We start from the raw sequence: 22,169 nt of genomic DNA, 5'->3' as shown, positions 1-22,169 counted from the left end.
ACCGATGGCCTATCAGACAAGACAACGTGACCCCCTGTTGGATAGCAACACGCAGGAACTGATTGAACGCCGTGGCAAAGAGCTGTTCGGGCTGGCGCTGACCGTGCTCGGCTTGGCTGGTGCGGCGATGAGTCTGACCTACACGCCGTCCGACCCGTCATTCCTGTCCGCAACCGACGCGCCTGTGCAGAATATGCTGGGGCGAACTGGTGCCTCGATCGCGGCGCCCGTGTTCATGATTATCGGCTGGGGCGCGCTGGCATTTGTCGCGCTGCTCATCGGCTGGGGTCTGCGCTTTGTGCTGCATCGCGGGTCTGACCGTGCGGTGTCTCGCCTGATGATGGCGCCTGTTTGGGTCGTGATTTGCGCGATGTATGCGTCGTCGTTGTCCCCGAGCGAGGCTTGGACGCAGGACAGCGGTCTGGGTGGCCATTTGGGCGATATGTTGATGGGGATGGCGCTGGCCATTCTGCCTCTCTCGACCGGCATTTCCCTAAAACTGATTTCGCTGCTGCTGGGGCCTGTGGTGCTGGCGCTGGCCGCGCTGGTTCTGGGTTTCACAAAGGACGAATTACGCCGTGGTGGCCGCTTCTTGCTGCACGGTTTGATCCACGCCTATGACGGGCTGATGCGCCTGATGGGCCGTGGCGCTGGTGGCGCGCTCGCTGGGGCCCGTGCCATGAGTGCACGTCGGAATACCGAAGACGACTACGACATGATCGAAGAGGATTATGGACCGTCGCGCACCGCCCGTGTGATCCGTCAGGATGCCTACGAAGAAGATCCCGAATTCTTGGTCGAGGACGGCGCTCCCGAAGAGCAAGGCGGCCTGCGTGGCCTGATGCCGAACCTCTTGCGGCGGAACAAAGCGCCAGCTGTCATGCCCGAACCGGAATTGGTCGAAAATGAGGGGCCAGATCACGAGATCGAAGCCCCCGCCGAGGACCGTATTCGTGCGCGCATTACTGATGTCGTTCGGACCCGAACGCGCCGCCCCGCTGCCGAGGAGGCCCCGCTGACCAAAGGTCGTGGTCGTCGTCCCGACGCTCTGATTCTGGACACCAGCCAGCCGAACCGCCGCCGCGGCGAGCCGCCTTTGACCGCAAGCCGTGAAGAGCCGCCCGTTATGGCCCCGATCGTGCCAGAGGTTGCGGCCACTCAGGTCGATGTCGCGCCCGAAATGCCTGCCGCAGAGGTTCCCCCTGCAATGGGGATGGAGAATTTGGCCGGTATCCAGATTTCCTTGCAGGACGGTTCCGAACGCATCGAACTGCCTCTGCCACCCGAGCCCAAGGTAGACGAGGTCCAAACCTACGCCGCCGAGCCTGAGCCCGCAGAGTCGCAGCCTGAACCCGTCGCCTACCAGTCCTACGACAAGTCTGCCTCCGAGGCGCCTGCGCCCCGTCCGCAGACCGTCGTGCCGCCCAAGAGTTCTTATGAGCCGCGCAGCGCCGTGCCGATCTACCACTCGCCCGAAGACGAATACGAGCTGCCCCCGCTGGATCTGCTGACCCGTCCCGACAGCGTCGAGCGTTACACCCTGTCCAACGACGCGCTCGAAGAGAATGCGCGGATGCTGGAAAACGTGCTGGATGACTACGGTATCAAAGGCGAAATCGTTTCTGTTCGCCCTGGCCCTGTTGTCACCATGTATGAATTGGAGCCTGCGCCCGGTTTGAAGGCCAGCCGTGTGATCGGCTTGGCGGACGACATCGCCCGTTCGATGTCGGCCCTGTCGGCCCGTGTGTCTACCGTGCCTGGCCGCAGCGTGATCGGTATCGAACTGCCGAACGAAAAGCGCGAAATGGTCGTCTTCCGCGAGATCCTGTCGAGCCGTTCGTTCGACGATCACAAGCTGAAGCTACCTCTGGCTTTGGGCAAGGATATCGGCGGTGATCCGGTTGTCGCGAACCTGGCCAAGATGCCTCACCTCTTGATCGCGGGTACGACGGGTTCGGGTAAATCGGTGGCGATCAACACCATGATCCTGTCGCTGCTATATCGCCTGACGCCGGACGAGTGCCGCCTGATCATGATCGACCCCAAGATGCTGGAACTGTCGGTCTATGACGGCATCCCGCACCTGCTGTCGCCCGTTGTGACCGACCCGAAAAAGGCCGTGGTGGCTCTGAAATGGGTCGTGGCCGAGATGGAGGAGCGTTACCGCAAGATGTCCAAGATGGGCGTGCGGAACATCGACGGCTACAACGGCCGCGTAAAGGATGCCCTGTCCAAGGGCGAGATGTTCAGCCGCACCGTTCAGACCGGCTTTGACGATGAAACTGGCGATCCCGTCTTCGAGACCGAGGAATTCGCACCCGAGGCGATGCCCTATATCGTCGTTATCGTCGATGAAATGGCCGACCTGATGATGGTTGCGGGCAAAGAGATCGAAGCCTGCATCCAACGTCTGGCGCAGATGGCCCGTGCGTCCGGCATCCACCTGATCATGGCGACCCAGCGTCCCTCGGTGGACGTGATCACCGGTACGATCAAGGCGAACTTCCCGACCCGTATCTCTTTCCAAGTGACGTCGAAGATCGACAGCCGCACCATTCTAGGCGAGCAGGGCGCCGAGCAGCTGCTGGGGATGGGTGACATGCTGTACATGGCCGGTGGTGGCCGTATCCAGCGTTGCCACGGCCCCTTTGTCAGTGACGAGGAAGTCGAAGAGATCGTTAACCACCTCAAGGCTTACGGCCCGCCCGAATACGTCAGCGGCGTGCAGTCTGGTCCCGATGCCGAGAAGGAATCGGAACTCGACGCGGTTTTGGGCCTGAACACCGGCGGGAATACGGGTGGCGAGGATGCCCTTTACGACCAAGCGGTGCAGATTGTGATCAAGGATCGCAAATGCTCGACCAGTTACATCCAGCGGAAACTGGGCATCGGCTACAACAAAGCCGCGCGTCTGGTCGAACAGATGGAAGAAAACCAGCTCGTCAGTCCCGCCAACCATGTGGGCAAGCGCGAAATTCTCGTGCCAGAGCAAGAATAGCGATTGTGACAGGCAACTTACTGCCTTGTGAAAACGTTGGGGGCTGTATGAAACACATACAGCCCTTATTTATTGCCTTATGAAAAGACGTGCCTTTGTCATTGCGCCGCTGGTCGGCGCCCTCCTGAGCATCGCTGCGCCAGCATTCGCGGCCCCGATCTCTTTGAACCGTTTGTCGGCCTACCTGAATGACCTTCAGACCGTGCAGGGCGACTTCACCCAAGTGAATGCCGATGGCAGCATCGACACCGGTACGATCTATCTGCGCCGTCCCGGCCGAGCGCGGTTCGAATATAACGCGCCGAACAACGCGTTGGTGATGGCGGGGGGCAGTCAGGTGGCTGTGTTTGATCCGGTGTCGCCCGACAACGCGAACATCTACCCCCTAAGCCGCACGCCGCTTAGCATCATTCTGGCGCGGAACGTGAATTTGGGGCAGGCCAAGATGGTCGTCGCACATCGCGAAGTGGACAACACCACCGTCGTGACAGCACAGGACCCGGCGCATCCTGAATACGGAAACATCCAGCTGGTTTTCACCGACAATCCGGTCCAGCTGCGCCAGTGGGTCATCACCGATGACAGCGGGAATCAGACGACAATGATTCTCGGCGATACAAAGACGGGCATGAACCTGAGCAACGCGCTGTTCAATATCGAGCAAGAGCGTCTTCGCCGCACATCCCGATAAATTCGGTCCTGCCGTCGCTTAGCGGCGGCGGCAGGCGATAAGCTGTGCTTGGTAAACTTGAGCGCGTGATGCGACGCGATTCGCAACATTCACGAGCCATCCCTTGCTGCGATACGACCCCCGGCGGAATCCTGTGTGCCCTTCGTGGTAGGCAAGATACTGGTTGCGTGCGTCGTGCATCGGTATGCCGTTTTTCTGGACCGTCTTGGTCATGTACCAGCCCATGAAATCGGTCGCGTCATCGATGTCGTCGCGGCGCGCACGGCGGTTGCGCGTTTCCTTCTGGTACTCTTCCCAAGTGCCATCCAGCGCTTGCGAGTAACCATAGGCAGAGCTTACGCGCCCCATGGGAATCACGCCAAGCGCATAGCTTCGCGGGGTTTTCGCGTTGCCGATGAATTTGCTTTCTTGATGGATCATGGCCATCAGAACCGGAACGGGGGCGCCATATTTCCGCTCTACACGTTGCATCGCCCGAAGATAGTGGGGGCGCTCTTTGACAATCGCACAGGCGTTTTCCAGATCGCGGGGTGCGCGATGCTCGCCGCCGCCACATGAGGCCAACAGCAGGACAAGGATCAGGGCGCGGAAGGGTCTGCTCATCTGCCTCTCTCGCTTTTGTTTGGTTTGACTATAGGGAATACGCGATCTCACGGCAAATCACACTATGTAAGAATTCGTGTTTCCCCCATTGAAAGATAGCCGGATATAGCCACCTAGTGCGGTCTTACGAATTTTCAGATTCGAGGATTGGAATCGCTCTTGGCCCCTTGCGGCCTTGGTTTGAGACCGTTAGGCCCCGTGTATGCAGACGTTTCGCGCCAAATATCATCTGGGCCAAGTGGTCCGTCATCGCAATCATCCGTTCCGCGGCGTGATCTTTGATGTCGATCCAGAGTTCTCGAACACAGAGGAATGGTACGAAGCGATCCCCGAAGATAGCCGGCCCCTGCGCGATCAGCCATACTACCACCTCTTTGCCGAGAACGAGACCACTTACTACGTGGCATATGTCTCCGAGCAAAACCTGATCATGGACACTTCTGGTGAGCCGGTCGATCACCCCGATATTCCGGAATTGTTCGGTCCCTATGATTCCGGTGGATTTTATCCGTTGCACGTCCAACTGAACTGACCCCGCCCGAAGTCGGACGGGACCAAGTCGACTTAATAGCCCAAAGCGCACCCGTCTTTTCGCGGATCAGAGCCTGCTTCTAGCAAACCATCCCCCCGTAGAATGATCGCCTGACCGCCGCCCAATGGTGTCTCGGGGACGACGACGTCGTGGCCGCGATTTGCCAGATCGGCGCGCACTGTGTCGGAATATCCGCGCTCGACTTGCATGGTTAGCCCATCGGCAAAACTGCGCGGAGCGTCCAGCGCCGCCTGCACGTCCAAACCAAAGTCGTGGATGTTTGTGATCAGCCGTGCGTGGCCATTGGGCTGATAGGCTCCGCCCATGACGCCAAATGGCATAGTCACGCGCCCATTTTCGCGCAGCATTCCGGGGATGATGGTGTGCAGGGGGCGTTTGCGCGGCCCAAGTTCGTTCGGATGACCCTCGGTCAGGGTAAAGCCTGCACCACGGTTCTGGAACAGGATGCCGAATTTATCACTGGCCAGACCCGAGCCAAATCCGTGAAAGATCGAGTAGATCAGCGATACGGACATCCGGTCTTGGTCGACGACCGTGATGTAGATGGTGTCTTTGTGGATCGCTTCGGCGCTTGGCGCGGGCATGGCGAGCGCTTGGTTCATCCGGATCAGACCGGCCAGTTTCTCTGCCGTTTCCAGAGACAGCATATGTTCAAGTCGCGCACAGTGATCTGGGTCAGCAATGACCCGGTTGCGGGTATCATAGGCCAGTTTGGCGGCTTCTGCTTCCACATGGGCGCGATCCGCGCTCAGCAACCCCATTGAGGGTAGATCAAAGTGCGACAGGATATTCAGCATCAACATAGCGGTCGCGCCATGTCCGTTGGGCGGATGCTCGAGAAGTTCGATCCCCTGGTAACTGCTGTTGATCGGCTTGGTATAGTTCGCCTCGGCTGCCGCGAAGTCGTCGAGCGTATGGCAACCGCCAGCGGCACGCAGGGTGTTGACCATGTCTTCGGCAACTTCGCCGGTATAAAAACCATCTCGACCTGCGCTGGCGACCTTGCGCAGAACCTCGGCTTGACCGGGTGCACGGAATATCTGACCGGTCCGCGGCGCGTCGCCATCAATCAGAAAATGCCGGCGGCCTGATTCGCTGAGACGGTGCGCGTCCTTGGCCAGATCAAAGGCCACGCGAGGCGCGATCGGGATGCCCTCGTCGGCGTAGTGAATGGCGGGGGCGAGAACCTCGGAAAGTCCGATCTTGCCCCAGTCCGCATTCAGCCGGCAAAAGGCATCCACTGCAGTGGGGATGGTCACCGGATCTGCACCTTCGGTCGGCACAGTCGTAAGGCCGCGTGATCGCAGAGACTCGGCGTTCGCTGCTGCAGAGGCTCTGCCAGAGCCGTTTAATGCGCGGACTTCTTCGCTGCCAGCTGGCTTGAAGAGAACAAAGCAGTCTCCCCCGATTCCGGTCATTTGGGGCTCGGCGATCCCGAGGAGAATGGCAGCACCGACGGCTGCATCCATCGCGTTACCGCCAGATTGCAGAATGCCGATTGCGGTTTGCGCCGCGAGCGGGTGCGACGTGGCGCACATCCCGTTTGCGGCGATCACCATGGATCGACCGGGTTGATGAAAATCGCGCATGCTTCCTCCCTCATTCGCAAGCGAGATTAGCGTGCGCGATGCAGAAGCCAAGCGGTCTGCGTTAGATTTCCACCTGTTGGAAAACCATGGTCAACTCGTTCGCGCCTTTGGTCCGTTCATAGTGAAGGCCATCGCAGCAGGCATGGATCAGGCTCCATCCCCAACCGCCCTCGGGAAGGGTCTCTGGCGCGGGCATTTCGCCGATAGGCACTGCGCCATCGGGCATGGCAAGCCCGCGATCAGACAGCGCAACCGAAAGGCCCTGCGGAATCAATGAAACATCCAGTTGTATCCGGCCACTGGGATTGTCGGCATACGCGTGTTCGACGATGTTGTTCATCGCCTCTGCCACGGCCAATTCGACCCGAGGATCTGATGGAATGGCCCAATCCGCCAGTCGTCCTGTCATCTCTTGCAGCGTATGCCGCACGGCAAGCGCCGTGGCTTCGCATGTGAAGCGCGCGCTTTGCCTAGTGGCCATTGGGAGCCACCGCGAGATCTAGGGCATCGTGAATAATAAATACTTTGTCCATCCGCGTCAGCCGCAAGACACGGGCGACGTCCTCTTGCAAAGAAGCGAGGTCCAGCCGGATCCCCGAGGGCATTTGCTTGAGCGATGCAACAATCGCCCCGAGGCCGCTGGAGTCGATGAACGACACTGCGCTCAGATCGAGAACAGCACGATACGTCAGGTCATCGGTCAACGCGCGCATCTGATCTTTGAATTGGATCGCAGCAGCGGAATCAATGCGGGATGCGGCAACATGGATCACGCGCAAACCGGGATAGTCTGTATGGGTCAGCTCCAATTTCCCCTCCATGGGTGGTTCCACGGCCACGCTAGGGGCCCTTCCTTAATCAATTCGGTAACGTGGATGGTCCTTTTAGGGCGGATTTGACACAAACTGGCCTGAGCTGGCGGCTTGGGTGCTGTGGCTGGCGATTCCAGACAAATCGCTGTAATGCGGGGCGAACTATCGACGGCCCCGATGGACCAATTGTGCCCAAGGGTGCGAAAATCGGACAGGATTGTGATGCGCGTAAACTACGACACCCTAGCCCAAAACGTCGCTGCATTGGCGCATGGCGAAGATGATGTTGTCGCCCTCATGGCGACGGTCGCTTGCGAAGTGCATCATGCGGACGACCGCTTTGATTGGACCGGTTTCTATCGCGTCACTGCGCCAGAGATGCTCAAGATCGGTCCCTATCAAGGGGGGCATGGTTGTCTGGAGATCCCGTTTTCACGCGGGGTATGCGGGGCTGCGGCGCGCACGAAGCAGACCCAACTGGTCGCCGACGTAGAAGATTTCCCAGGCCACATAGCGTGCTCGTCTTCGACGCGGTCAGAGATCGTTCTGCCCGTTTTTAACAAAAGCGGAGAGGTGATCGGCGTTCTGGATATCGACAGCAATCAGGCCAATGCCTTTGACCAGACCGACGCCGACCGGCTGGCAGAGATTCTGTCCGCGACATTCGGGCATCTGGGATGAGTGATATCTACAATCCCCCAATGGACCCGCTCGAGGTGTTGCACGAGGACGCACACATCATCATGGTCAATAAACCCAGCGGGCTTTTGTCCGTCCCGGGGCGCGGCGAACATCTGTCAGACTGCTTGATCGCGCGCGTTCAGGCTGCCTTTCCAACGGCTTTGTTGGTGCATCGTCTGGATCGGGATACTTCGGGCGTCATGGTTTTTGCGCAGACCCCAGCGGCGCAGCGGCATCTGGGTCTGCAATTTGAAAAACGCATGACCAAGAAGACCTACGTTGCGCGGGTATGGGGTGTGCCGCCTGAAACCTCTGGAACGATTGATCTGCCATTGATCGTGGATTGGCCCAATCGACCCAAGCAGATGGTCGACCATGAGAATGGGAAACCTGCGGTCACCGAGTGGAAGGCGATCAGCCGCACGGATACAGAGACTCGGATGCGATTGATGCCGCAAACGGGGCGCAGTCACCAGTTGCGGGTTCACATGCTGGCATTGGGGCATCCCATTCTGGGGGACCCGTTCTACGCAGAGGGACCAGCACGGGAGTTTCCGCGCCTCATGCTGCATTCCGAAGAACTGAAGCTGAAGCACCCCGAAGACGGGCGCGGCATGCGGTTCCGCGCCAAAGCGCCATTTTGATTATTGCCCGCGCAGTTGCCGGTCCGTCAAATTCAGGCGTTCGTTTACAATCGGCCTGAGCGTGTCGGCCAATGCGGGGTCCTGAGCCAAAACCTCGTGCAATTCATCAGCGCGGTTCATAGCGACGAGCTGCAAGAGATCTGAGCGGACGTTGCCATCCAGATCCCGCGGTAGCCGCATCACAGCTTGCAGATGTTCGACCCGTTTTTCTGGGATGAAGCTGCGGACGATGGACTGATCCAGATCGGTTTCTACGAATCCATACAGACCCACCCCGCGCGCCGGCAGAGCGAAGGTGGCAAAGGCCACGTCCTGTACACGCGGGTGTGACATCAGCTCTTCGCGCAGCGCGGGGCCTTCTTTTGAAACGCGATTTTCGGTGCCCTCGCCATCGGACCAGTTCATCAATTTCCGCGTGATAAAGTTATAAAGCGGCTTGGCTGTCGCCATCCAAATCCGCGAATGCAAAGCACGCTGCTCGAGCATCTTGCGTTCGGCGGGCGTGAGCAGCGCTTTGGCATATTTGCGTTTCTGCTTTAGCAGGTGCCGCAGGTCTTCGTAGGCCATGATGCGGTGCATACGGCCGCGCTTCGGATGCAGTGCGGCCAGTTGGAAATCGATTACGCTCGCACGGCCATCTGGCGTCATGAGCCAGTTCTGCGGCTTCGCGAGGTCGTTGTGGGTGACACCGCGCCTACGCATTTCGCGGAGCAAGCGCTTGGCGTCTTTGTACCATTCGGCGTCTTTGGGTTTTGCCAATTGCAGCGGGGTCCCGTGGCTCCAAGTGCGCAGAATTCCCTCTTGGTCGACGCGGATCAACTGTGGTGTTCCTTCGATCCCCGCGACGGCGCGCAGACCGCGGATTTCTTTGCGGGCCAGCGCCCACCCCACCCAGCGGGACCAAAGCGGCAAAGAGCCAAGACGGCGCATGACCAGCTTTTCTTCGGGGGCATGCGCGGCGTAGCCGGACACGGTTTCCGAGAATGGATCACGTTTGTGTACAGTTTCCTGTACGAATTGAGTATCGGCGGGCAAGGTTTTCATGCCCGCCTGACTATTCTGACTGAACGGATCGCGCAACAACCGTTAATCAGCGTAAGCGGTAATCACCTTTACTTCGCAGAAGTCCTCCAGACCGAAGTGGCCTCCCTCGCGTCCGTTGCCAGAGGCTTTGACGCCGCCAAAGGGTGATCCCTTGGCCAGACCCTTGCCGTTGGTCTGGATCATTCCCGCATGGAGTCGGCGTGCCACGCGCATCCGCTTCTTGTCGTCTTGGGACTGCACGTAATGGGTCAAGCCATAGGGTGAATCATTGGCGATCGCGATGGCCTCATCCTCGGTGTCGAAGGGGATGATTGACAGAACTGGACCAAAAATCTCAGTCTGCGCGATTGTCATGTCGTTCGTCACATCGGCAAACACTGTCGGGCGCACAAAATACCCGCGATTCAGACCCGCAGGGCGGCCCGTGCCACCGGCAGCGAGGCGCGCGCCTTCGTCGATGCCTTGTTGGATCAGGTCCTGAATTTTGTTGAACTGCAACTCGCTGACGACAGGGCCGATATGAGTGCCGTGCTCGTGACCCGAAGCGACGCCGCGCGTTTCCGCAGCCTTCAGAGCATCCTCTACTGCAGCATCATAGCGTGACCGCTCGACCAGCATTCGGGTGGGGGCATTGCATGACTGGCCCGAGTTGTTGAAGCACTGCATCGCGCCGCGCGTCACCGCGTTTTCATCCGCATCGGCAAACACGATATTCGCACCCTTGCCGCCGAGCTCTAGGCTCACACGCTTCAGGGTATCGGCAGCGGCTTTGCTGATTGCGATGCCTGCGCGGGTCGAACCGGTGAAGCTGATCATTGCGACGTCGGGGTGGGTCGACAGCTGGGTGCCGACGCCGGGTCCATCACCGTTTACCAAGTTGAAAACGCCGGCGGGAACGCCCGCTTCATCCATCATTTCGGCAAAGAGAAGCGCAGAGAGTGGCGCGATTTCAGAGGGCTTCAGCACCATGGTGCAGCCGACCGCGAGTGCGGGAATGACCTTGAGGCAGATCTGGTTCATGGGCCAGTTCCACGGGGTGATCAGGCCAACGACGCCGATCGGGTCCATCACGTGCATCTCGGTTGCAGTGTAGCGCCGTTCGAATTCGAAATGCTCAAGCGCCTCAAGGAAGCCTTCGGTGTGCCAAGAGCCTGCGCCAACTTGCTCTTCCAGAGACCAATCTTTGGGCGCGCCCATCTCTGTGGTCATGGCCTCTGCCATTTCCTGAGCCCGTTCCTTGTAAATTTTTAGGAACTTTTTGATCACATTAGTGCGCTCGGTCAGCGGTTTGGCAGACCATTCCGGAAAAGCGGCTTTGGCGGCAGCGACCGCAGCATTGGTATCGTCCTGTGATCCCAATGAGATAACGGCTGCAACCTCCTCGGTTGAGGGGTCGATGACGTCGAAATCATGAGCCTGAGTCGGAGCGATCCACTGACCGTTGATGTAGAACTCGCGCTTTTTGATCATAATATTTTCTCCATAGAGCTAGCGTCAATGTGTCACCGCACAGAGGTTCTGACAAGAGAGGGGGTGACGCCGCGCAGGTAAATTCCTACGTAAGGGACCGACTGCAATTTCCATGACCTAAGGAGGGTATTCCCATGGGCCTGCGCATTAACGATATTGTGCCTAACCTGACGCTGACAACCGATCAGGGCGAGTTCGCGTTCCACGACTGGATCGGTGATTCTTGGGCGATCCTGTTCTCGCATCCCAAAGATTTCACCCCCGTCTGCACCACCGAATTCGGCGCTGTTTCGCAGCTGGCTGACGAGTGGGAAAAGCGCGGCGTCAAAGTGATTGGCCTGTCGGTAGATGGTGTGGAAGAGCACAAAGGCTGGAAGGCCGACATCGAGACTTTCTCGGGGGCCAAAGCGACCTTCCCGATCATCGCGGACGAAGACCTGACCGTCTCCAAGGCGTTCGACATGCTGCCCGCGGATGCATACCTGCCCGATGGCCGCACCGCAGCGGATTCGGCTTCGGTGCGTTCGGTGTTCATCATCAGCCCCGACAAAAAACTCCAGCTGTCGATGACCTACCCGATGTCTGTTGGTCGTAACTTTGCTGAAGTTCTGCGCGCCGTAGATGGTCTGCAGAAAACCTTTGGCGCGCCTCTGGCGACCCCTGCGAACTGGACCGAAGGTCAGGACGTGATCATCGCTCTGTCCCTGAACGACGATCAGGCCAAGGAAAAGTTCGGCGACTTCGAAGCCAAGCTGCCCTACCTGCGCACCACCAAGGCCTGATTTTTTCGGACCTTGGGCTAATTGGGGCCTCGCAGCGATGCGAGGCCCTTTTTTATGCCTGCGCTCCCAACGAAAAAGGCCCCGCAAAACCTGCGAGGCCTTCTGTTTCGTCGAAAGGGGCCGATTAGTCGGCTTTTTCTTCCTGAGCAATTTCCTGACCGGTTTCCTGGTCAACCATTTTCATGGCCAGACGGACTTTACCGCGGTCATCAAAGCCAAGCAGCTTGACCCAGACTTCCTGACCTTCCTTTACGACATCCGAAGGATGGTTGACGCGGCGTGCTTCCAGCTGGGACACGTGCACCAGACCGTCGCGCTTGCCAAAGAAGTTCACAAAGGCGCCGAAGTCGACGATCTTGACGACTTTACCTTTGTAGATCTGGCCAACTTCGGGCTCTGCCACGATCGAGTAGATCATGTCGTAGGCCTTTTTGATGGCCTCGCCGTCGGACGATGCGATCTTGATGATGCCGTCGTCGTTGATGTCGACCTTCGCACCCGAGGTTTCCACGATTTCGCGGATGACCTTGCCGCCCGAACCGATCACTTCACGGATCTTGTCGGTGGGGATCTGCATGGTTTCGATGCGCGGTGCGTGGACCGAGAATTCGCCAGCCGAGGTCAGCGCCTTCGACATCTCACCCAGAATGTGCATGCGGCCGTCCTTGGCCTGAGCCAGAGCTTGCTTCATGATCTCGGCGGTGATGCCTGCAACCTTGATGTCCATCTGCAGCGAGGTGATGCCGTTTTCGGTACCTGCAACTTTGAAGTCCATGTCACCAAGGTGATCTTCGTCACCCAGAATGTCGGTCAGAACCGCAAAGCGGCCGTCGTCTTCCAGGATCAGACCCATCGCAACGCCAGCAACAGGCGCGGTCAGCGGAACGCCTGCGTCCATCATCGACAGCGAACCGCCGCAGACCGACGCCATCGACGACGAGCCGTTCGATTCAGTGATCTCGGACACAACGCGGATGGTGTAGGGGAAGTCGGTTGCCGCGGGCAGAACCGCCTGCAGCGCACGCCATGCCAGCTTGCCGTGGCCGATTTCGCGGCGACCGGGCGAACCAACGCGACCCACTTCACCAACCGAGTAGGGAGGGAAGTTGTAGTGCAGCAGGAAGTTCGAACGCGAATTGCCGTGCAGCGCGTCGATGATCTGCTCGTCGTCGCCGGTGCCCAGAGTGGTCACAACCAGACCCTGAGTTTCGCCGCGGGTGAACAGAGCCGAACCGTGGGTACGGGGCAGAATGCCGACCTCGGACGAGATCGCGCGAACGTCGGTGTTCGAACGGCCGTCGATACGTGCACCGCCGTTGATGACGTCGCCGCGCAGGATCGAGCTTTCCAACTTCTTGAACGCCGAACCAAGGTTGCTGTCTTCCAGCTCTTCCTCGGTCAGGGCTGCCTTGACTGCGTCGCGGGCAGCGGCAACAGCATTCACGCGCTCTTGCTTGTCTTTGATCGCGAAGGCTGCGCGCATCTGGTCTTCGCCAGCGGCTTTGACCTTGGCATACAGATCGCTGTAGTCGGGGGCGACGAAGTTAAAGGGCTCTTTCGCGCACTCTTCGGCCAGGCTGATGATCAGATCAACAACAGGCTTGATTGCGTCGTGGCCGAACTGGACAGCACCCAGCATTTCTTCTTCGGTCAGCTCGTAAGCTTCGGATTCCACCATCATCACGGCGTCTTTGGTGCCAGCGATGACCAGGTCCAGACGCTGCTCGGGGTTCGAGCGCAGGTGATCCATATCCTCGACCGAGGGGTTCAGGACGTATTCACCGTTCGAGAAGCCAACGCGCGCGCCAGCAATCGGACCCATGAAGGGAACGCCCGACAGGGTCAAAGCAGCCGAAGCAGCGATCATCGCAACGACGTCGGGGTCGTTCACCAGATCGTGGCTCAGCACGGTGCACATCACCAGAACTTCGTGCTTGAAGCCCGAGACGAACAGAGGGCGGATCGGACGGTCGATCAGACGCGCGGTCAGGGTCTCTTTTTCCGAGGGACGGGCTTCGCGCTTGAAGAAGCCACCGGGGATCTTACCGGCTGCGTAGTATTTTTCCTGATAGTGGACGGTCAGGGGGAAGAAGTCCTGACCCGGCTTTGCCTCTTTGGCAAAGGTCACGTTCGCCATAACCGAGGTCTCACCCAAGGTGGCGATCACGGTACCGTCTGCCTGGCGGGCAACCTTACCGGTTTCCAGCGTGAGGGTCTCTTCGCCCCACTGCATAGATTTTTTGAATTCGTTGAACATCAGCGTATCCTAGCTGGGAGCTCTTCCAAGCCCTCTTGGGGCTCCCGTTTGCATGGCGGCCCCATTGCCGCCGACCTCAATCATCATTCTCTTTCACGGTACGGAGGTCTGCGCACCACGTCTCAGATTGGGCCGCCATACACGAAATTCCCTATTTGGGAAAGAGATCGTTTCAAATGGTCACACAGAGGTCGCGAACCGAGCGACCGGGGCGGGTACGTCGGCGTCTCTCTTGTCTTGCTTCGAAATCTAATACGCGCTTGTGCATAAACTTGTGTAATAAAGTGTCAGTTTAGGTGACATATGAGAGATAATATTGTATCTGAAAATGAGAGTTAACGAGTAGATATAATAAGAGTACCAATTTAATGGCTCATTCAGCACTACAATTCGTGGCTGCAAATCCACTTGCGTCCACATTCCCCCTCGTGCCCGCAGTGGTCCGCGTTCCCTTTCTAAATGACGACATCTTACCCGTGAAAGGGTACTTTGAAAGTGGCAGCTGTGAGCGTGCAGTTGTTGCGATCCGCAACTTCGAGAATTCCTCGGCCGGTCTGATTGAGAGAATTCAGGAGTATATGTGGCGCGCGGCTCGGGACTTTGCCGTCGAGTATGGATCTCCCGGCGATACACTGGCGGATCACATCGCAAAAGAAGCGCAGGTTTCGGGCAAGCGCTGGGGGCTTACTGGCCCGACAGGTCCGAAAGACATCATGTCTTATGTCAGCTTGACCGAAGTTCACCTGATGTGCGCAACAGGCCCCGATGGTTCGGAGCGTATCATGATTTCGGTGACAGGGGAGTGCGCATGGGATGCCGAATTTGGCGTTGCGATCCTGCTCGATGACGCGGGATGCCTGATTACAGCTGGCAACGCCTAAGCATAGAACTGATAAAGCGCGCCGTTTCGGGCGCGCTTTTTGACTTAGACAGAGACCAGCTCCAAGACCTTGTCCCTTGTCGTGTCGCCCTTGGCTTTAGAGAGAATGACTTCTCCGCGCCGCAAAGCGACGAATTGGTCCGCCAGATCCCACGCAAAATCAAAGTACTGCTCAACCAGAACGATGGCCATTTTCCCTTGGCTGCGCAGGTGTTTAATGACCTCGCCGATGTGCTGGATGATGTTGGGCTGGATGCCCTCTGTCGGTTCGTCCAGCAGTAGGAGTTTTGGTTTGGTGATCAACGCTCGCGCGATGGCCAACTGCTGCTGTTGCCCTCCAGACAGGTCCCCGCCGCGCCGCGCTGTCATCTTTTTTAGCACCGGAAACAATTCGTAAATCTCGTCGGGTACGAAGTGCTCTTCTTTTGGCAGGCAAGCAAACCCGATCTCCAGATTTTCCCTTACCGTGAGCAAGGGGAAGATGTCGCGCCCCTGTGGGACAATTGCGATACCCTTTTGCGCTAGGGCATGGGCAGGCAGAACCGACAGGTCCTCGCCATCTAATGAGACGGTGCCGCCAGAGCGGGGGTGCGTTCCCGAGATCGCTTTGATCAGGCTGGTTTTACCAACCCCGTTAGGTCCCATCACACAGGTGATTTCACCAGTCATAGCGTTCATCGAAATGCCATTCAGGATTTTGCTGTGCCCGTAATGCAGGGTTAGATCGTTAACATAGAGCATCGTTCAGCGTCCCAGATATACGTCAATGACTTCTTGGTTCGAGGTCACGTGGTCCAAGCTGCCCTCGGCCAGAACCGATCCTTCGTGCAGCACGGTGACCTTGCAGTTCAGACGGCGGATGAATTCCATATCGTGCTCAACCACGACGACCGCGCGGGTTTTAGCGGCCTCGACCAGCAGATTGGTGGTGTGTTCCCGCTCTGCAGGCGTCATGCCTGCAGCCGGTTCGTCCACCAGCAAAAGTTGCGGGTCTTGGGCCAGCAGCATCCCGATTTCGAGCCACTGTTTTTGTCCGTGGCTGAGTTCGCCGGACGGGCGCGAGAATTCACTCAGCAAGCCAATTTCGTCGGCCAGCTGCTCTAGTCGCGCGTTGTCCGCACCGGGGCGGTACTTCAACACGTCCCAGACAGAGCGGCCGCGTTTCAGGGCCATCATCAGATTGTCGCGGACGCTTTGGTCTTCGAACACCGTGGGTTTCTGGAATTTTCGGCAGACGCCTTCTTGGGCGATCTTGGCTTCGGACATCCCGAGCAAGGAGATCGAGCGATCCCCCCAGATCACGCGGCCCTCGTCGGGCTTGGTTTTGCCGGTGATGATGTCCATGAACGTGGTTTTACCCGCGCCGTTTGGACCGATCACCGCCCGCAGTTCGGCCTTGCCGATCTGGAAGGACAGATTGTTGATCGCCTTGAACCCGTCAAAACTGACCGAGACGCCGGAGACTTCGAGAAGGGTGCTCATTTCTGCACCTCCTTGCGTTTCAGTAGGTCAAATAGACCGCCGATGCCTTTGGGTGCGTAGAGCGTGACTAGCACAAAGCTGACACCCAGCAGCACCTGCCACCAGTCCACCCAAGAGATGGTGTAGAACCCAAGCGGAATGTCGGGGGCCTGACCACCAGTGAACCAGGTGGACAGCAGGCTGACGAACGCCGCGCCAATCACCGCACCGTATAGACGACCACGGCCACCAATTGCGACCCAAACAGCCAAGTAGATCGAGGCGATCGGCATGATCTCGGCAGGGTTAATGATGCCGGCTTGGGGGTAGTACAGAGCACCCGCCACAGCAGCCACAATCGCGGTCACGGTGAACAGGAACAGCTTGTAATGCTCGACCTCATAGCCAAGGAAACGCACGCGCTGTTCGTTGTCGCGGATGCCTTTGACGACCATGCCGAACTTGCCCGACAGCATCATGGTAAAGAACACGTAGCCAAACCCAAGCGCCGTTGCAGAGGCCCAAAGGAACCACATCGAAATCTCGGACTGAGGCGCAGTGACATGGGGCAGATTCTGCAGGCCGGATAGGCCGTTGTTTCCGCGCAAACCGCTGTCGTTTTGGAACAGATACAGCGCCAGCGCCAAGGTCATCGCCTGCGTCAGAATCGACAGGTAAACACCGGTGACGCGGCTGCGGAACGCTAGCCAGCCAAAGACCAGCGCCAGAATGCCGGGAACGGCGACGACGAGGATCAGTTGCAGGGTCAGGCTGTGTGCAAAGCTCCAGATCAGCGGGAAGTCAGAGCTGCCGACCACGCCGAAAATCTGCGTGGCTATGGCGTCGCTGATCTCGGTCTCGGTTGGCGGGATGGTCTGGTTTTCAAGGCTGCGCAGAACGACCTCTTTGGTGCGTTCGTACATCAGCCACATGCCGATCATGTAGCCACCAAGGCCGAAGAAGGCGAAGTGACCAAGGCTCAGGATGCCCGCATAGCCCCAGATCACGTCCATCGCGATGGCGACAAGGCAGAGACACAGGGTTTTGCCCAAAGTCTTGACGAAGCTGGTCGAGACGAGGCCAGAGCCATACGCTTCGGAGAAGATCGTGATCGCCAGCGTGAACAGCGCCAGAAGGGCCAGAAAGACCAGCATGGTCGGGTGGTTTTTGAGGAAAGACTTACCCATCGGATCAATCTCCTGCGGCGCGGCCCTTGAGGGCAACGATGCCTCTGGGGCGGAACTGGATGAAGATAATGATAAAGATGATCATGAAGGTCTGAGCCGCCAGCGTGTTCGACGGGTTCAGCCATTCGATCCCCTTTTGCAGCGTGCCGATCATGGCGGCGCCCGCAAGGGTGCCCCAGATGTTGCCGACGCCACCGACCACAACGGTCATGAAGCTTTGGACGATGTAGTCGTTGCCAAGCTCCGAGGTCACTTTGGCGAATAGGCCAATCGCGACGCCTGCAATTCCTGCGATGCCGGAGCCGAGGCCGAAGGTCAGCATGTTCACCTTGTCAGGGTTAATCCCCATAGAAGATGCCATGCGCGGGTTCTGCGTGACGGCGCGGGTTTCCAGACCCAGGCGGGTCTTCTTCATGATGAAGAGGAACAGGAACAGGAAGCACAGAGCCAAGACGAAAATCGCGATACGGATGTAGCTGATGGACACCACGTCGTTCAGCACCCACGCGCCATCCAGCCAACCGGGAGCGGTCAGGGGGCGGGCTTGGGTGCCGAAGATGTTCTTGGCCAACTGCTGTAGCGCGATCGAAATACCAAAGGTCGCGAGCAGGGTTTCCAAGGGGCGATGATAGAGCTTGCGGATCACCAGACGCTCCATCGCGACACCGGCGGCAAAGGTGATGACGAATGCCAGCGGCAGCGCCACGACCAGCGACAGGGTGTGGTTCGGGATGACCTGTTGAACCACGTAGCCTGTGTAGGCGCCCATCATGATGAATTCGCCATGGGCCATGTTGATCACGCCCATCACGCCAAAGGTGATGGCCAGACCGATGGCGGCAAGGAAGTAGATCGACGCCAGTGATAGCGCGTCCAGCCCGAGATCCGCAGCTTGGTTCAGGCCAACATTCAGGTCGATGGCCTTGAGCGCAGATTGCGCGGCCTTGGTCACATCGCCGTTTGGTTCGTTGTAGGCGTCGTAGATGACGTGGGTGCGCAGCTTCTCATCCACCTCTTCGGCAGAGACAAAGGGCGGCACGGTGCCCGCGGCAGCCAGAGCGCGATAGGCTTCGTCGCGGGCTTCAGGTGTGTCGAGATTTGCGACGGGTACGCCGCCGACCTGACCATCCACGATGTTCGCGGCAAGGATATCTTTGATCGCAGTGGGGGTCAGGCGCTTCGTTGCATAGCCAGCCTCGACCAGGGCGGCATAGGCCTCATCGCGCGAGATGTCTTCGCCAAGGCGCATGACGTGGGCTACATTTTCGCCTGCAGGGATCACGTCGCTGACCTTGCGGGTCGTCGCAAGCAAGGGGTTCAGTGCCGCACGTACTTCGAGGTTCAGATCGCCTGAAACGCCTTCGATCGCTTCGATTTGCGCTTCGGGCGTGTCGGCAAAGGCAATCGACAACAGCTTGACCAGACGTTCTTTGCGCGCACGGATCGCACGGTTCTCTTCACCTTCGATCGAGGCTTGCAGCGGCGCAAGATGACTTTCTTCGGGGCGGCGTGCGATCGATTCCAGCGCCTCGAGGCGGCGGGTCTCGTTCGGGTCGGACAGCTGAAACTGGACCAGTGCGCTCGAGATCAGACGACGGACGCCCGCGTTGGGCTTTAACTGATCAGCGGCGGATTTTTCTGTCTGTATCTCTTCGCCGGTGTCCACATCGGTCAGGGTCAGCTCTTGGCCCTGCGCTTTGCCGACAAAGAACAGGCCATCTTCCTCGCGCTGCCACAGGTTTCTGGCCTCCCACGCTTGCAACATGCGCTGGGCCTGATCGAGGCCGCTGTTGGCAATGTCGTCAATCGCCGGAGAGATGGTTTTGCGGGAAGGTTTTTCGATCAGGGCGCGGTGCTCTTGCAGGATGTCTTGCAAAGGCCCCTCGGCATGACCGACCGAGGCCCATGCCAGTACGGCAAGGCACGCAAAGAACAGTCGTTTCATGGAAAAAGCCGCCGTAAATTGGGGAGGGCGTAAGGGGCCAGAGGGGGCGCGTGGCCCCCTCTGGTTGGTTCAGTAAGATTAGTAGTTCGATTCGATCTGAACGCAGGTCTGGGTCTCGGTGTTGTACATGCCGCACTCCAGATCTTTCCAATCCGATTCCAGAACTGCCGAAGCGGGCAGGAAGTCGGTCCATGCGTCACCAGGAACCGGCTCGGTCTGGCTGATAATGTCAAACTGGCCGTCTGCGCGGATTTCGCCGATCAGAACAGGCTTCGCGAGGTGGTGGTTGGTGCCCATGACTGCGGTGCCGCCAGTCAGGTTCGGGAACTCTTGGCCCCACATTGCTTCGCGGACTGCGTCAACGTCGGTGGTGCCAGCGTCGGTCACAGCGTTCACCCACATGTTGAAGCCGATGTAGTGTGCTTCCATGGGGTCGTTGGTGACGCGTGCTTCGTCACCGATGAAGGCGTGCCACTGCTTGATGAACTCTGCGTTGGCTTCGGTTTCTGCCGACATGAAGTAGTTCCATGCTGCCAGGTGACCAACGAGGTTCGAAGTGTCGAGACCCGACAGTTCTTCTTCACCGACCGAGAATGCAACGACGGGGATGTCGTCAGCCGAAACGCCAGCGGCTGCCAGTTCTTTGTAGAAGCCGATGTTCGCGTCGCCGTTGATGGTCGAGATCACGCCAACTTGCTTGCCGTCTGCTCCCAGTGCGACAACATCGGAAACGATCTTGGACCAGTCCGAGTGACCGAAGGGGGTGTAGTTGACGAAGATGTCTTCGGCCGCGATGCCCTTACCTTCGAGATAGGACTCGAGGATGTTGTTGGTGGTGCGGGGGTAGACGTAGTCGGTGCCGAGCAGCGCGAACTTTTCTACACCCAGTTCGTCGAGGAAGTAGTCAACCGCAGGGATTGCCTGCTGGTTCGGAGCCGCACCGGTGTAGAACACGTTCTTCGAGGACTCTTCGCCTTCGTACTGAACGGGGTAGAACAGCAGGCCGTTCAGTTCTTCGATGACGGGCAGAACCGATTTACGCGACACCGAGGTCCAGTTGCCAAAGATGACGTCAACTTCGTGCACGGTCAGCAGCTCGCGCGCTTTTTCAGCGAACAGGGGCCAGTCGGACGCAGGGTCAACGACGACCGCTTCGAGTTCACAACCCAAGACGCCGCCTTTTTCGTTCTGAGCAGCCACCAGCATTTCCATGGTGTCTTTCAGAGTGGTTTCCGAAATGGCCATGGTGCCCGACAGCGAGTGCAGAACGCCAACCTTGACCGGGCCATCTTTGGGGCAGTCTGCTGCCAGAGCGGGCGAAGCGATGGTGCTGGCCAGAAGTACAGTACGCAGGGCGGTTTTGATGTTCATAATACCTTTTCTCCAGCAGAGCACGGCTGACGGCCTTGTTTGGCGTGGCCGGTTCCCTTAGCGATGCCCTGCAACTTGAGTTGCACTAAGTGTGGCGGTTGTTTGATTGCAGTCGTTCGGCCGCCACACACCCTTGTGAGAAGTCTCACCTGTTGGTGTCGGAATTGGTTGCCGCTTGGTCGCTTGATTGAAAGTGCTGGTTCCAAACTTCGTGAAGGAACGCAGCTATTTGATTAATTGTTGGGCTGTTTGTGGGTTGTGTGCGTAATATTTAATCTAAAATATTGAGCATCATGCTGATTTGACGTGCAGATCTGGCATCTTGTCGGTCAAACTGCCTATCCAGAGAGCAAGATTTTTACCGGAAGAAAAAAGATCACCTGTCTCGACACCATATCCAATACGCAGCCTCGATCGCACGGGACGTTGCAGATTTCCTCCAAGGCATTGAAGCGTGGGGCTTCTTCTTTGGGAACCCTGCGTCAGCAGGGCTCTGCCAAGTTTCTATCGGTCTCGCGCCGAGATGCGGTCGAAGGCGTCGTCATTAATACGTCGGGCGGGATTACGGGCGGCGACACGTTGCGGATCGACGCGCACGCAGGTGCCGATTCGACCCTGCGACTCACCACGCAAGCGGCAGAGCGGATCTATCGCAGCAGTGACCAGACCGCTGGGTCCGTGACCACCCGGCTGAGTGCAGAGCCCGGATCGCGGCTGGATTGGCTGCCGCAAGAGACCATTCTGTTCGACAATGCCTACCTGCGCCGCAGTCTAGAGGCGTCCATTACCAGCGACAGTCGCTTCCTTATGGTCGAGCCCGTGCTATTCGGTCGTCTCGCGATGGGTGAGACGGTGCAGCAGGCGCAAATGTCCGACCGCATCACCATCACCCGAGACGATAAAGTGCTGTTCCGTGATGCAACTCTGTTGCGCGGGGACATCGCGAGCCAGCTTGACCGGCCCGGTGTTGGAAATGGCGCTCGCGCAATGGCCTTTGTCCTGTACGCTGCCCCCGATGCCGAAGCTTACCTTGACCGGATTCGTGATTTACTGCCTGACACAGCTGGTGCCTCTTTGGTCGCTGAGGGGGCATTGGTGATGCGCTTTCTGGCCGCCGACGGATTTGGCCTGCGCCAATCGCTTTTGCCTGTTCTTGATTTGCTGACGGGTAACGATCTTCCACGTTCATGGAGACTATAGA

General features: G+C 58.4%; 20 protein-coding genes. 8 read left to right on the top strand and 12 right to left on the bottom strand.

Annotated elements, in window-relative coordinates; translation table 11 throughout:
* Window positions 1–4 precede the first annotated feature (4 nt).
* Together AB9K37_RS12965 and AB9K37_RS12960 are read left to right on the top strand one after the other, a co-directional pair.
* Entirely contained in the window at window positions 5–2,998 is a 2,994-nt protein-coding gene (locus AB9K37_RS12965) for a DNA translocase FtsK 4TM domain-containing protein (protein WP_369839424.1), read from the top strand.
* 79 nt (window positions 2,999–3,077) lie between these two features.
* Window positions 3,078–3,689, top strand: a complete 612-nt coding sequence (locus AB9K37_RS12960; RefSeq protein ID WP_369839422.1) for an outer membrane lipoprotein carrier protein LolA — start codon at window positions 3,078–3,080, stop codon at window positions 3,687–3,689.
* An 18-nt stretch (window positions 3,690–3,707) separates the two neighbouring features.
* Here the strand turns inward: AB9K37_RS12960 and AB9K37_RS12955 are convergent, their stop codons facing one another.
* Entirely contained in the window at window positions 3,708–4,292 is a 585-nt protein-coding gene (locus AB9K37_RS12955) for a transglycosylase SLT domain-containing protein (protein ID WP_369839419.1), read from the bottom strand.
* Window positions 4,293–4,494: 202 nt separating this feature from the next.
* Between AB9K37_RS12955 and hspQ the strand changes: the two genes are divergently transcribed.
* The gene (gene hspQ / locus AB9K37_RS12950) at window positions 4,495–4,824 is read left to right on the top strand and encodes a heat shock protein HspQ (protein WP_369839416.1); all 330 of its coding nucleotides are present in this window, start codon (window positions 4,495–4,497) and stop codon (window positions 4,822–4,824) included.
* Between the two features lie 32 nt (window positions 4,825–4,856).
* Here hspQ and AB9K37_RS12945 read toward each other — a convergent pair whose 3' ends face one another.
* The 3 genes from AB9K37_RS12945 to AB9K37_RS12935 form a co-directional block, all read right to left on the bottom strand.
* On the bottom strand, window positions 4,857–6,434 hold the full coding sequence (locus AB9K37_RS12945; protein WP_369839413.1) for a gamma-glutamyltransferase family protein: 1,578 nt from the start codon (window positions 6,432–6,434) through the stop codon (window positions 4,857–4,859).
* Window positions 6,435–6,495: 61 nt separating this feature from the next.
* Window positions 6,496–6,915, bottom strand: a complete 420-nt coding sequence (locus tag AB9K37_RS12940) for an ATP-binding protein (protein WP_369839410.1) — start codon at window positions 6,913–6,915, stop codon at window positions 6,496–6,498.
* On the bottom strand, window positions 6,905–7,255 hold the full coding sequence (locus AB9K37_RS12935; protein ID WP_369839407.1) for an STAS domain-containing protein: 351 nt from the start codon (window positions 7,253–7,255) through the stop codon (window positions 6,905–6,907). The genes AB9K37_RS12940 and AB9K37_RS12935 overlap by 11 nt, the downstream gene beginning before the upstream one ends.
* A 213-nt stretch (window positions 7,256–7,468) precedes the next feature.
* Here AB9K37_RS12935 and AB9K37_RS12930 point away from each other — a divergent pair, with 213 nt between their 5' ends.
* Together AB9K37_RS12930 and AB9K37_RS12925 are read left to right on the top strand one after the other, a co-directional pair.
* Window positions 7,469–7,927: a GAF domain-containing protein gene (locus AB9K37_RS12930; RefSeq protein ID WP_369839404.1), complete on the top strand. Its 459-nt coding sequence runs from the start codon at window positions 7,469–7,471 to the stop codon at window positions 7,925–7,927.
* A complete protein-coding gene (locus tag AB9K37_RS12925; protein ID WP_369839401.1) occupies window positions 7,924–8,571 on the top strand; it encodes an RluA family pseudouridine synthase in 648 nt (215 codons plus the stop codon). The genes AB9K37_RS12930 and AB9K37_RS12925 overlap by 4 nt, the downstream gene beginning before the upstream one ends.
* On the opposite strand, the gene AB9K37_RS12920 is transcribed toward AB9K37_RS12925, so the two are convergent.
* Both AB9K37_RS12920 and AB9K37_RS12915 read right to left on the bottom strand, forming a co-directional pair.
* The gene (locus AB9K37_RS12920) at window positions 8,572–9,615 is read right to left on the bottom strand and encodes a serine/threonine protein kinase (RefSeq protein WP_369839399.1); all 1,044 of its coding nucleotides are present in this window, start codon (window positions 9,613–9,615) and stop codon (window positions 8,572–8,574) included.
* 42 nt (window positions 9,616–9,657) lie between these two features.
* On the bottom strand, window positions 9,658–11,085 hold the full coding sequence (locus tag AB9K37_RS12915) for an aldehyde dehydrogenase family protein (RefSeq protein WP_369839396.1): 1,428 nt from the start codon (window positions 11,083–11,085) through the stop codon (window positions 9,658–9,660).
* A gap of 134 nt (window positions 11,086–11,219) precedes the next feature.
* Between AB9K37_RS12915 and AB9K37_RS12910 the strand changes: the two genes are divergently transcribed.
* Window positions 11,220–11,867: a peroxiredoxin gene (locus AB9K37_RS12910; protein WP_369839393.1), complete on the top strand. Its 648-nt coding sequence runs from the start codon at window positions 11,220–11,222 to the stop codon at window positions 11,865–11,867.
* Window positions 11,868–11,991: 124 nt separating this feature from the next.
* Here AB9K37_RS12910 and pnp read toward each other — a convergent pair whose 3' ends face one another.
* Complete coding sequence (pnp, locus tag AB9K37_RS12905; RefSeq protein ID WP_369839390.1) at window positions 11,992–14,124, bottom strand: polyribonucleotide nucleotidyltransferase; 2,133 nt, start codon at window positions 14,122–14,124, stop codon at window positions 11,992–11,994.
* A gap of 368 nt (window positions 14,125–14,492) precedes the next feature.
* Here pnp and AB9K37_RS12900 point away from each other — a divergent pair, with 368 nt between their 5' ends.
* The gene (locus AB9K37_RS12900; protein ID WP_369839387.1) at window positions 14,493–15,005 is read left to right on the top strand and encodes a hypothetical protein; all 513 of its coding nucleotides are present in this window, start codon (window positions 14,493–14,495) and stop codon (window positions 15,003–15,005) included.
* A gap of 44 nt (window positions 15,006–15,049) precedes the next feature.
* Here the strand turns inward: AB9K37_RS12900 and urtE are convergent, their stop codons facing one another.
* The 5 genes from urtE to urtA all read right to left on the bottom strand — a co-directional run bounded on the left by urtE (window position 15,050) and on the right by urtA (window position 20,968).
* Complete coding sequence (urtE, locus tag AB9K37_RS12895) at window positions 15,050–15,745, bottom strand: urea ABC transporter ATP-binding subunit UrtE (protein WP_369839384.1); 696 nt, start codon at window positions 15,743–15,745, stop codon at window positions 15,050–15,052.
* Between the two features lie 3 nt (window positions 15,746–15,748).
* A complete protein-coding gene (gene urtD, locus AB9K37_RS12890) occupies window positions 15,749–16,486 on the bottom strand; it encodes an urea ABC transporter ATP-binding protein UrtD (protein WP_072709283.1) in 738 nt (245 codons plus the stop codon).
* Window positions 16,483–17,652 carry an urea ABC transporter permease subunit UrtC gene (gene urtC / locus AB9K37_RS12885; protein ID WP_369839381.1) on the bottom strand — a complete coding sequence of 390 codons (1,170 nt, stop codon included), beginning with the start codon at window positions 17,650–17,652 and terminating at the stop codon, window positions 16,483–16,485. The genes urtD and urtC overlap by 4 nt, the downstream gene beginning before the upstream one ends.
* A gap of 4 nt (window positions 17,653–17,656) precedes the next feature.
* The gene (gene urtB / locus AB9K37_RS12880) at window positions 17,657–19,597 is read right to left on the bottom strand and encodes an urea ABC transporter permease subunit UrtB (protein WP_369839378.1); all 1,941 of its coding nucleotides are present in this window, start codon (window positions 19,595–19,597) and stop codon (window positions 17,657–17,659) included.
* Window positions 19,598–19,675: 78 nt separating this feature from the next.
* Entirely contained in the window at window positions 19,676–20,968 is a 1,293-nt protein-coding gene (urtA, locus tag AB9K37_RS12875) for an urea ABC transporter substrate-binding protein (protein ID WP_369839375.1), read from the bottom strand.
* Between the two features lie 468 nt (window positions 20,969–21,436).
* Between urtA and AB9K37_RS12870 the strand changes: the two genes are divergently transcribed.
* A complete protein-coding gene (locus AB9K37_RS12870) occupies window positions 21,437–22,168 on the top strand; it encodes an urease accessory protein UreD (RefSeq protein ID WP_369839373.1) in 732 nt (243 codons plus the stop codon).
* Window position 22,169: the final 1 nt, after the last annotated feature.

This window comes from Donghicola sp. XS_ASV15, from assembly GCF_041224595.1.
In the GTDB taxonomy this organism is placed as follows: domain Bacteria; phylum Pseudomonadota; class Alphaproteobacteria; order Rhodobacterales; family Rhodobacteraceae; genus Donghicola.
Note: the sequence above shows the minus strand (reverse complement) of the source record. Positions and strands in the feature narration are given on the sequence as shown.

Coding starts and splice junctions, on each gene's coding strand:
- AB9K37_RS12965 (WP_369839424.1), top strand. CDS start 5: ATGGCCTATCAGACAAGACAACGTGACCCCCTGTTGGATAGCAACACG.
- AB9K37_RS12960 (WP_369839422.1), top strand. CDS start 3,078: ATGAAAAGACGTGCCTTTGTCATTGCGCCGCTGGTCGGCGCCCTCCTG.
- AB9K37_RS12955 (WP_369839419.1), bottom strand. CDS start 4,292: ATGAGCAGACCCTTCCGCGCCCTGATCCTTGTCCTGCTGTTGGCCTCA.
- hspQ (WP_369839416.1), top strand. CDS start 4,495: ATGCAGACGTTTCGCGCCAAATATCATCTGGGCCAAGTGGTCCGTCAT.
- AB9K37_RS12945 (WP_369839413.1), bottom strand. CDS start 6,434: ATGCGCGATTTTCATCAACCCGGTCGATCCATGGTGATCGCCGCAAAC.
- AB9K37_RS12940 (WP_369839410.1), bottom strand. CDS start 6,915: ATGGCCACTAGGCAAAGCGCGCGCTTCACATGCGAAGCCACGGCGCTT.
- AB9K37_RS12935 (WP_369839407.1), bottom strand. CDS start 7,255: ATGGAGGGGAAATTGGAGCTGACCCATACAGACTATCCCGGTTTGCGC.
- AB9K37_RS12930 (WP_369839404.1), top strand. CDS start 7,469: ATGCGCGTAAACTACGACACCCTAGCCCAAAACGTCGCTGCATTGGCG.
- AB9K37_RS12925 (WP_369839401.1), top strand. CDS start 7,924: ATGAGTGATATCTACAATCCCCCAATGGACCCGCTCGAGGTGTTGCAC.
- AB9K37_RS12920 (WP_369839399.1), bottom strand. CDS start 9,615: ATGAAAACCTTGCCCGCCGATACTCAATTCGTACAGGAAACTGTACAC.
- AB9K37_RS12915 (WP_369839396.1), bottom strand. CDS start 11,085: ATGATCAAAAAGCGCGAGTTCTACATCAACGGTCAGTGGATCGCTCCG.
- AB9K37_RS12910 (WP_369839393.1), top strand. CDS start 11,220: ATGGGCCTGCGCATTAACGATATTGTGCCTAACCTGACGCTGACAACC.
- pnp (WP_369839390.1), bottom strand. CDS start 14,124: ATGTTCAACGAATTCAAAAAATCTATGCAGTGGGGCGAAGAGACCCTC.
- AB9K37_RS12900 (WP_369839387.1), top strand. CDS start 14,493: ATGGCTCATTCAGCACTACAATTCGTGGCTGCAAATCCACTTGCGTCC.
- urtE (WP_369839384.1), bottom strand. CDS start 15,745: ATGCTCTATGTTAACGATCTAACCCTGCATTACGGGCACAGCAAAATC.
- urtD (WP_072709283.1), bottom strand. CDS start 16,486: ATGAGCACCCTTCTCGAAGTCTCCGGCGTCTCGGTCAGTTTTGACGGG.
- urtC (WP_369839381.1), bottom strand. CDS start 17,652: ATGGGTAAGTCTTTCCTCAAAAACCACCCGACCATGCTGGTCTTTCTG.
- urtB (WP_369839378.1), bottom strand. CDS start 19,597: ATGAAACGACTGTTCTTTGCGTGCCTTGCCGTACTGGCATGGGCCTCG.
- urtA (WP_369839375.1), bottom strand. CDS start 20,968: ATGAACATCAAAACCGCCCTGCGTACTGTACTTCTGGCCAGCACCATC.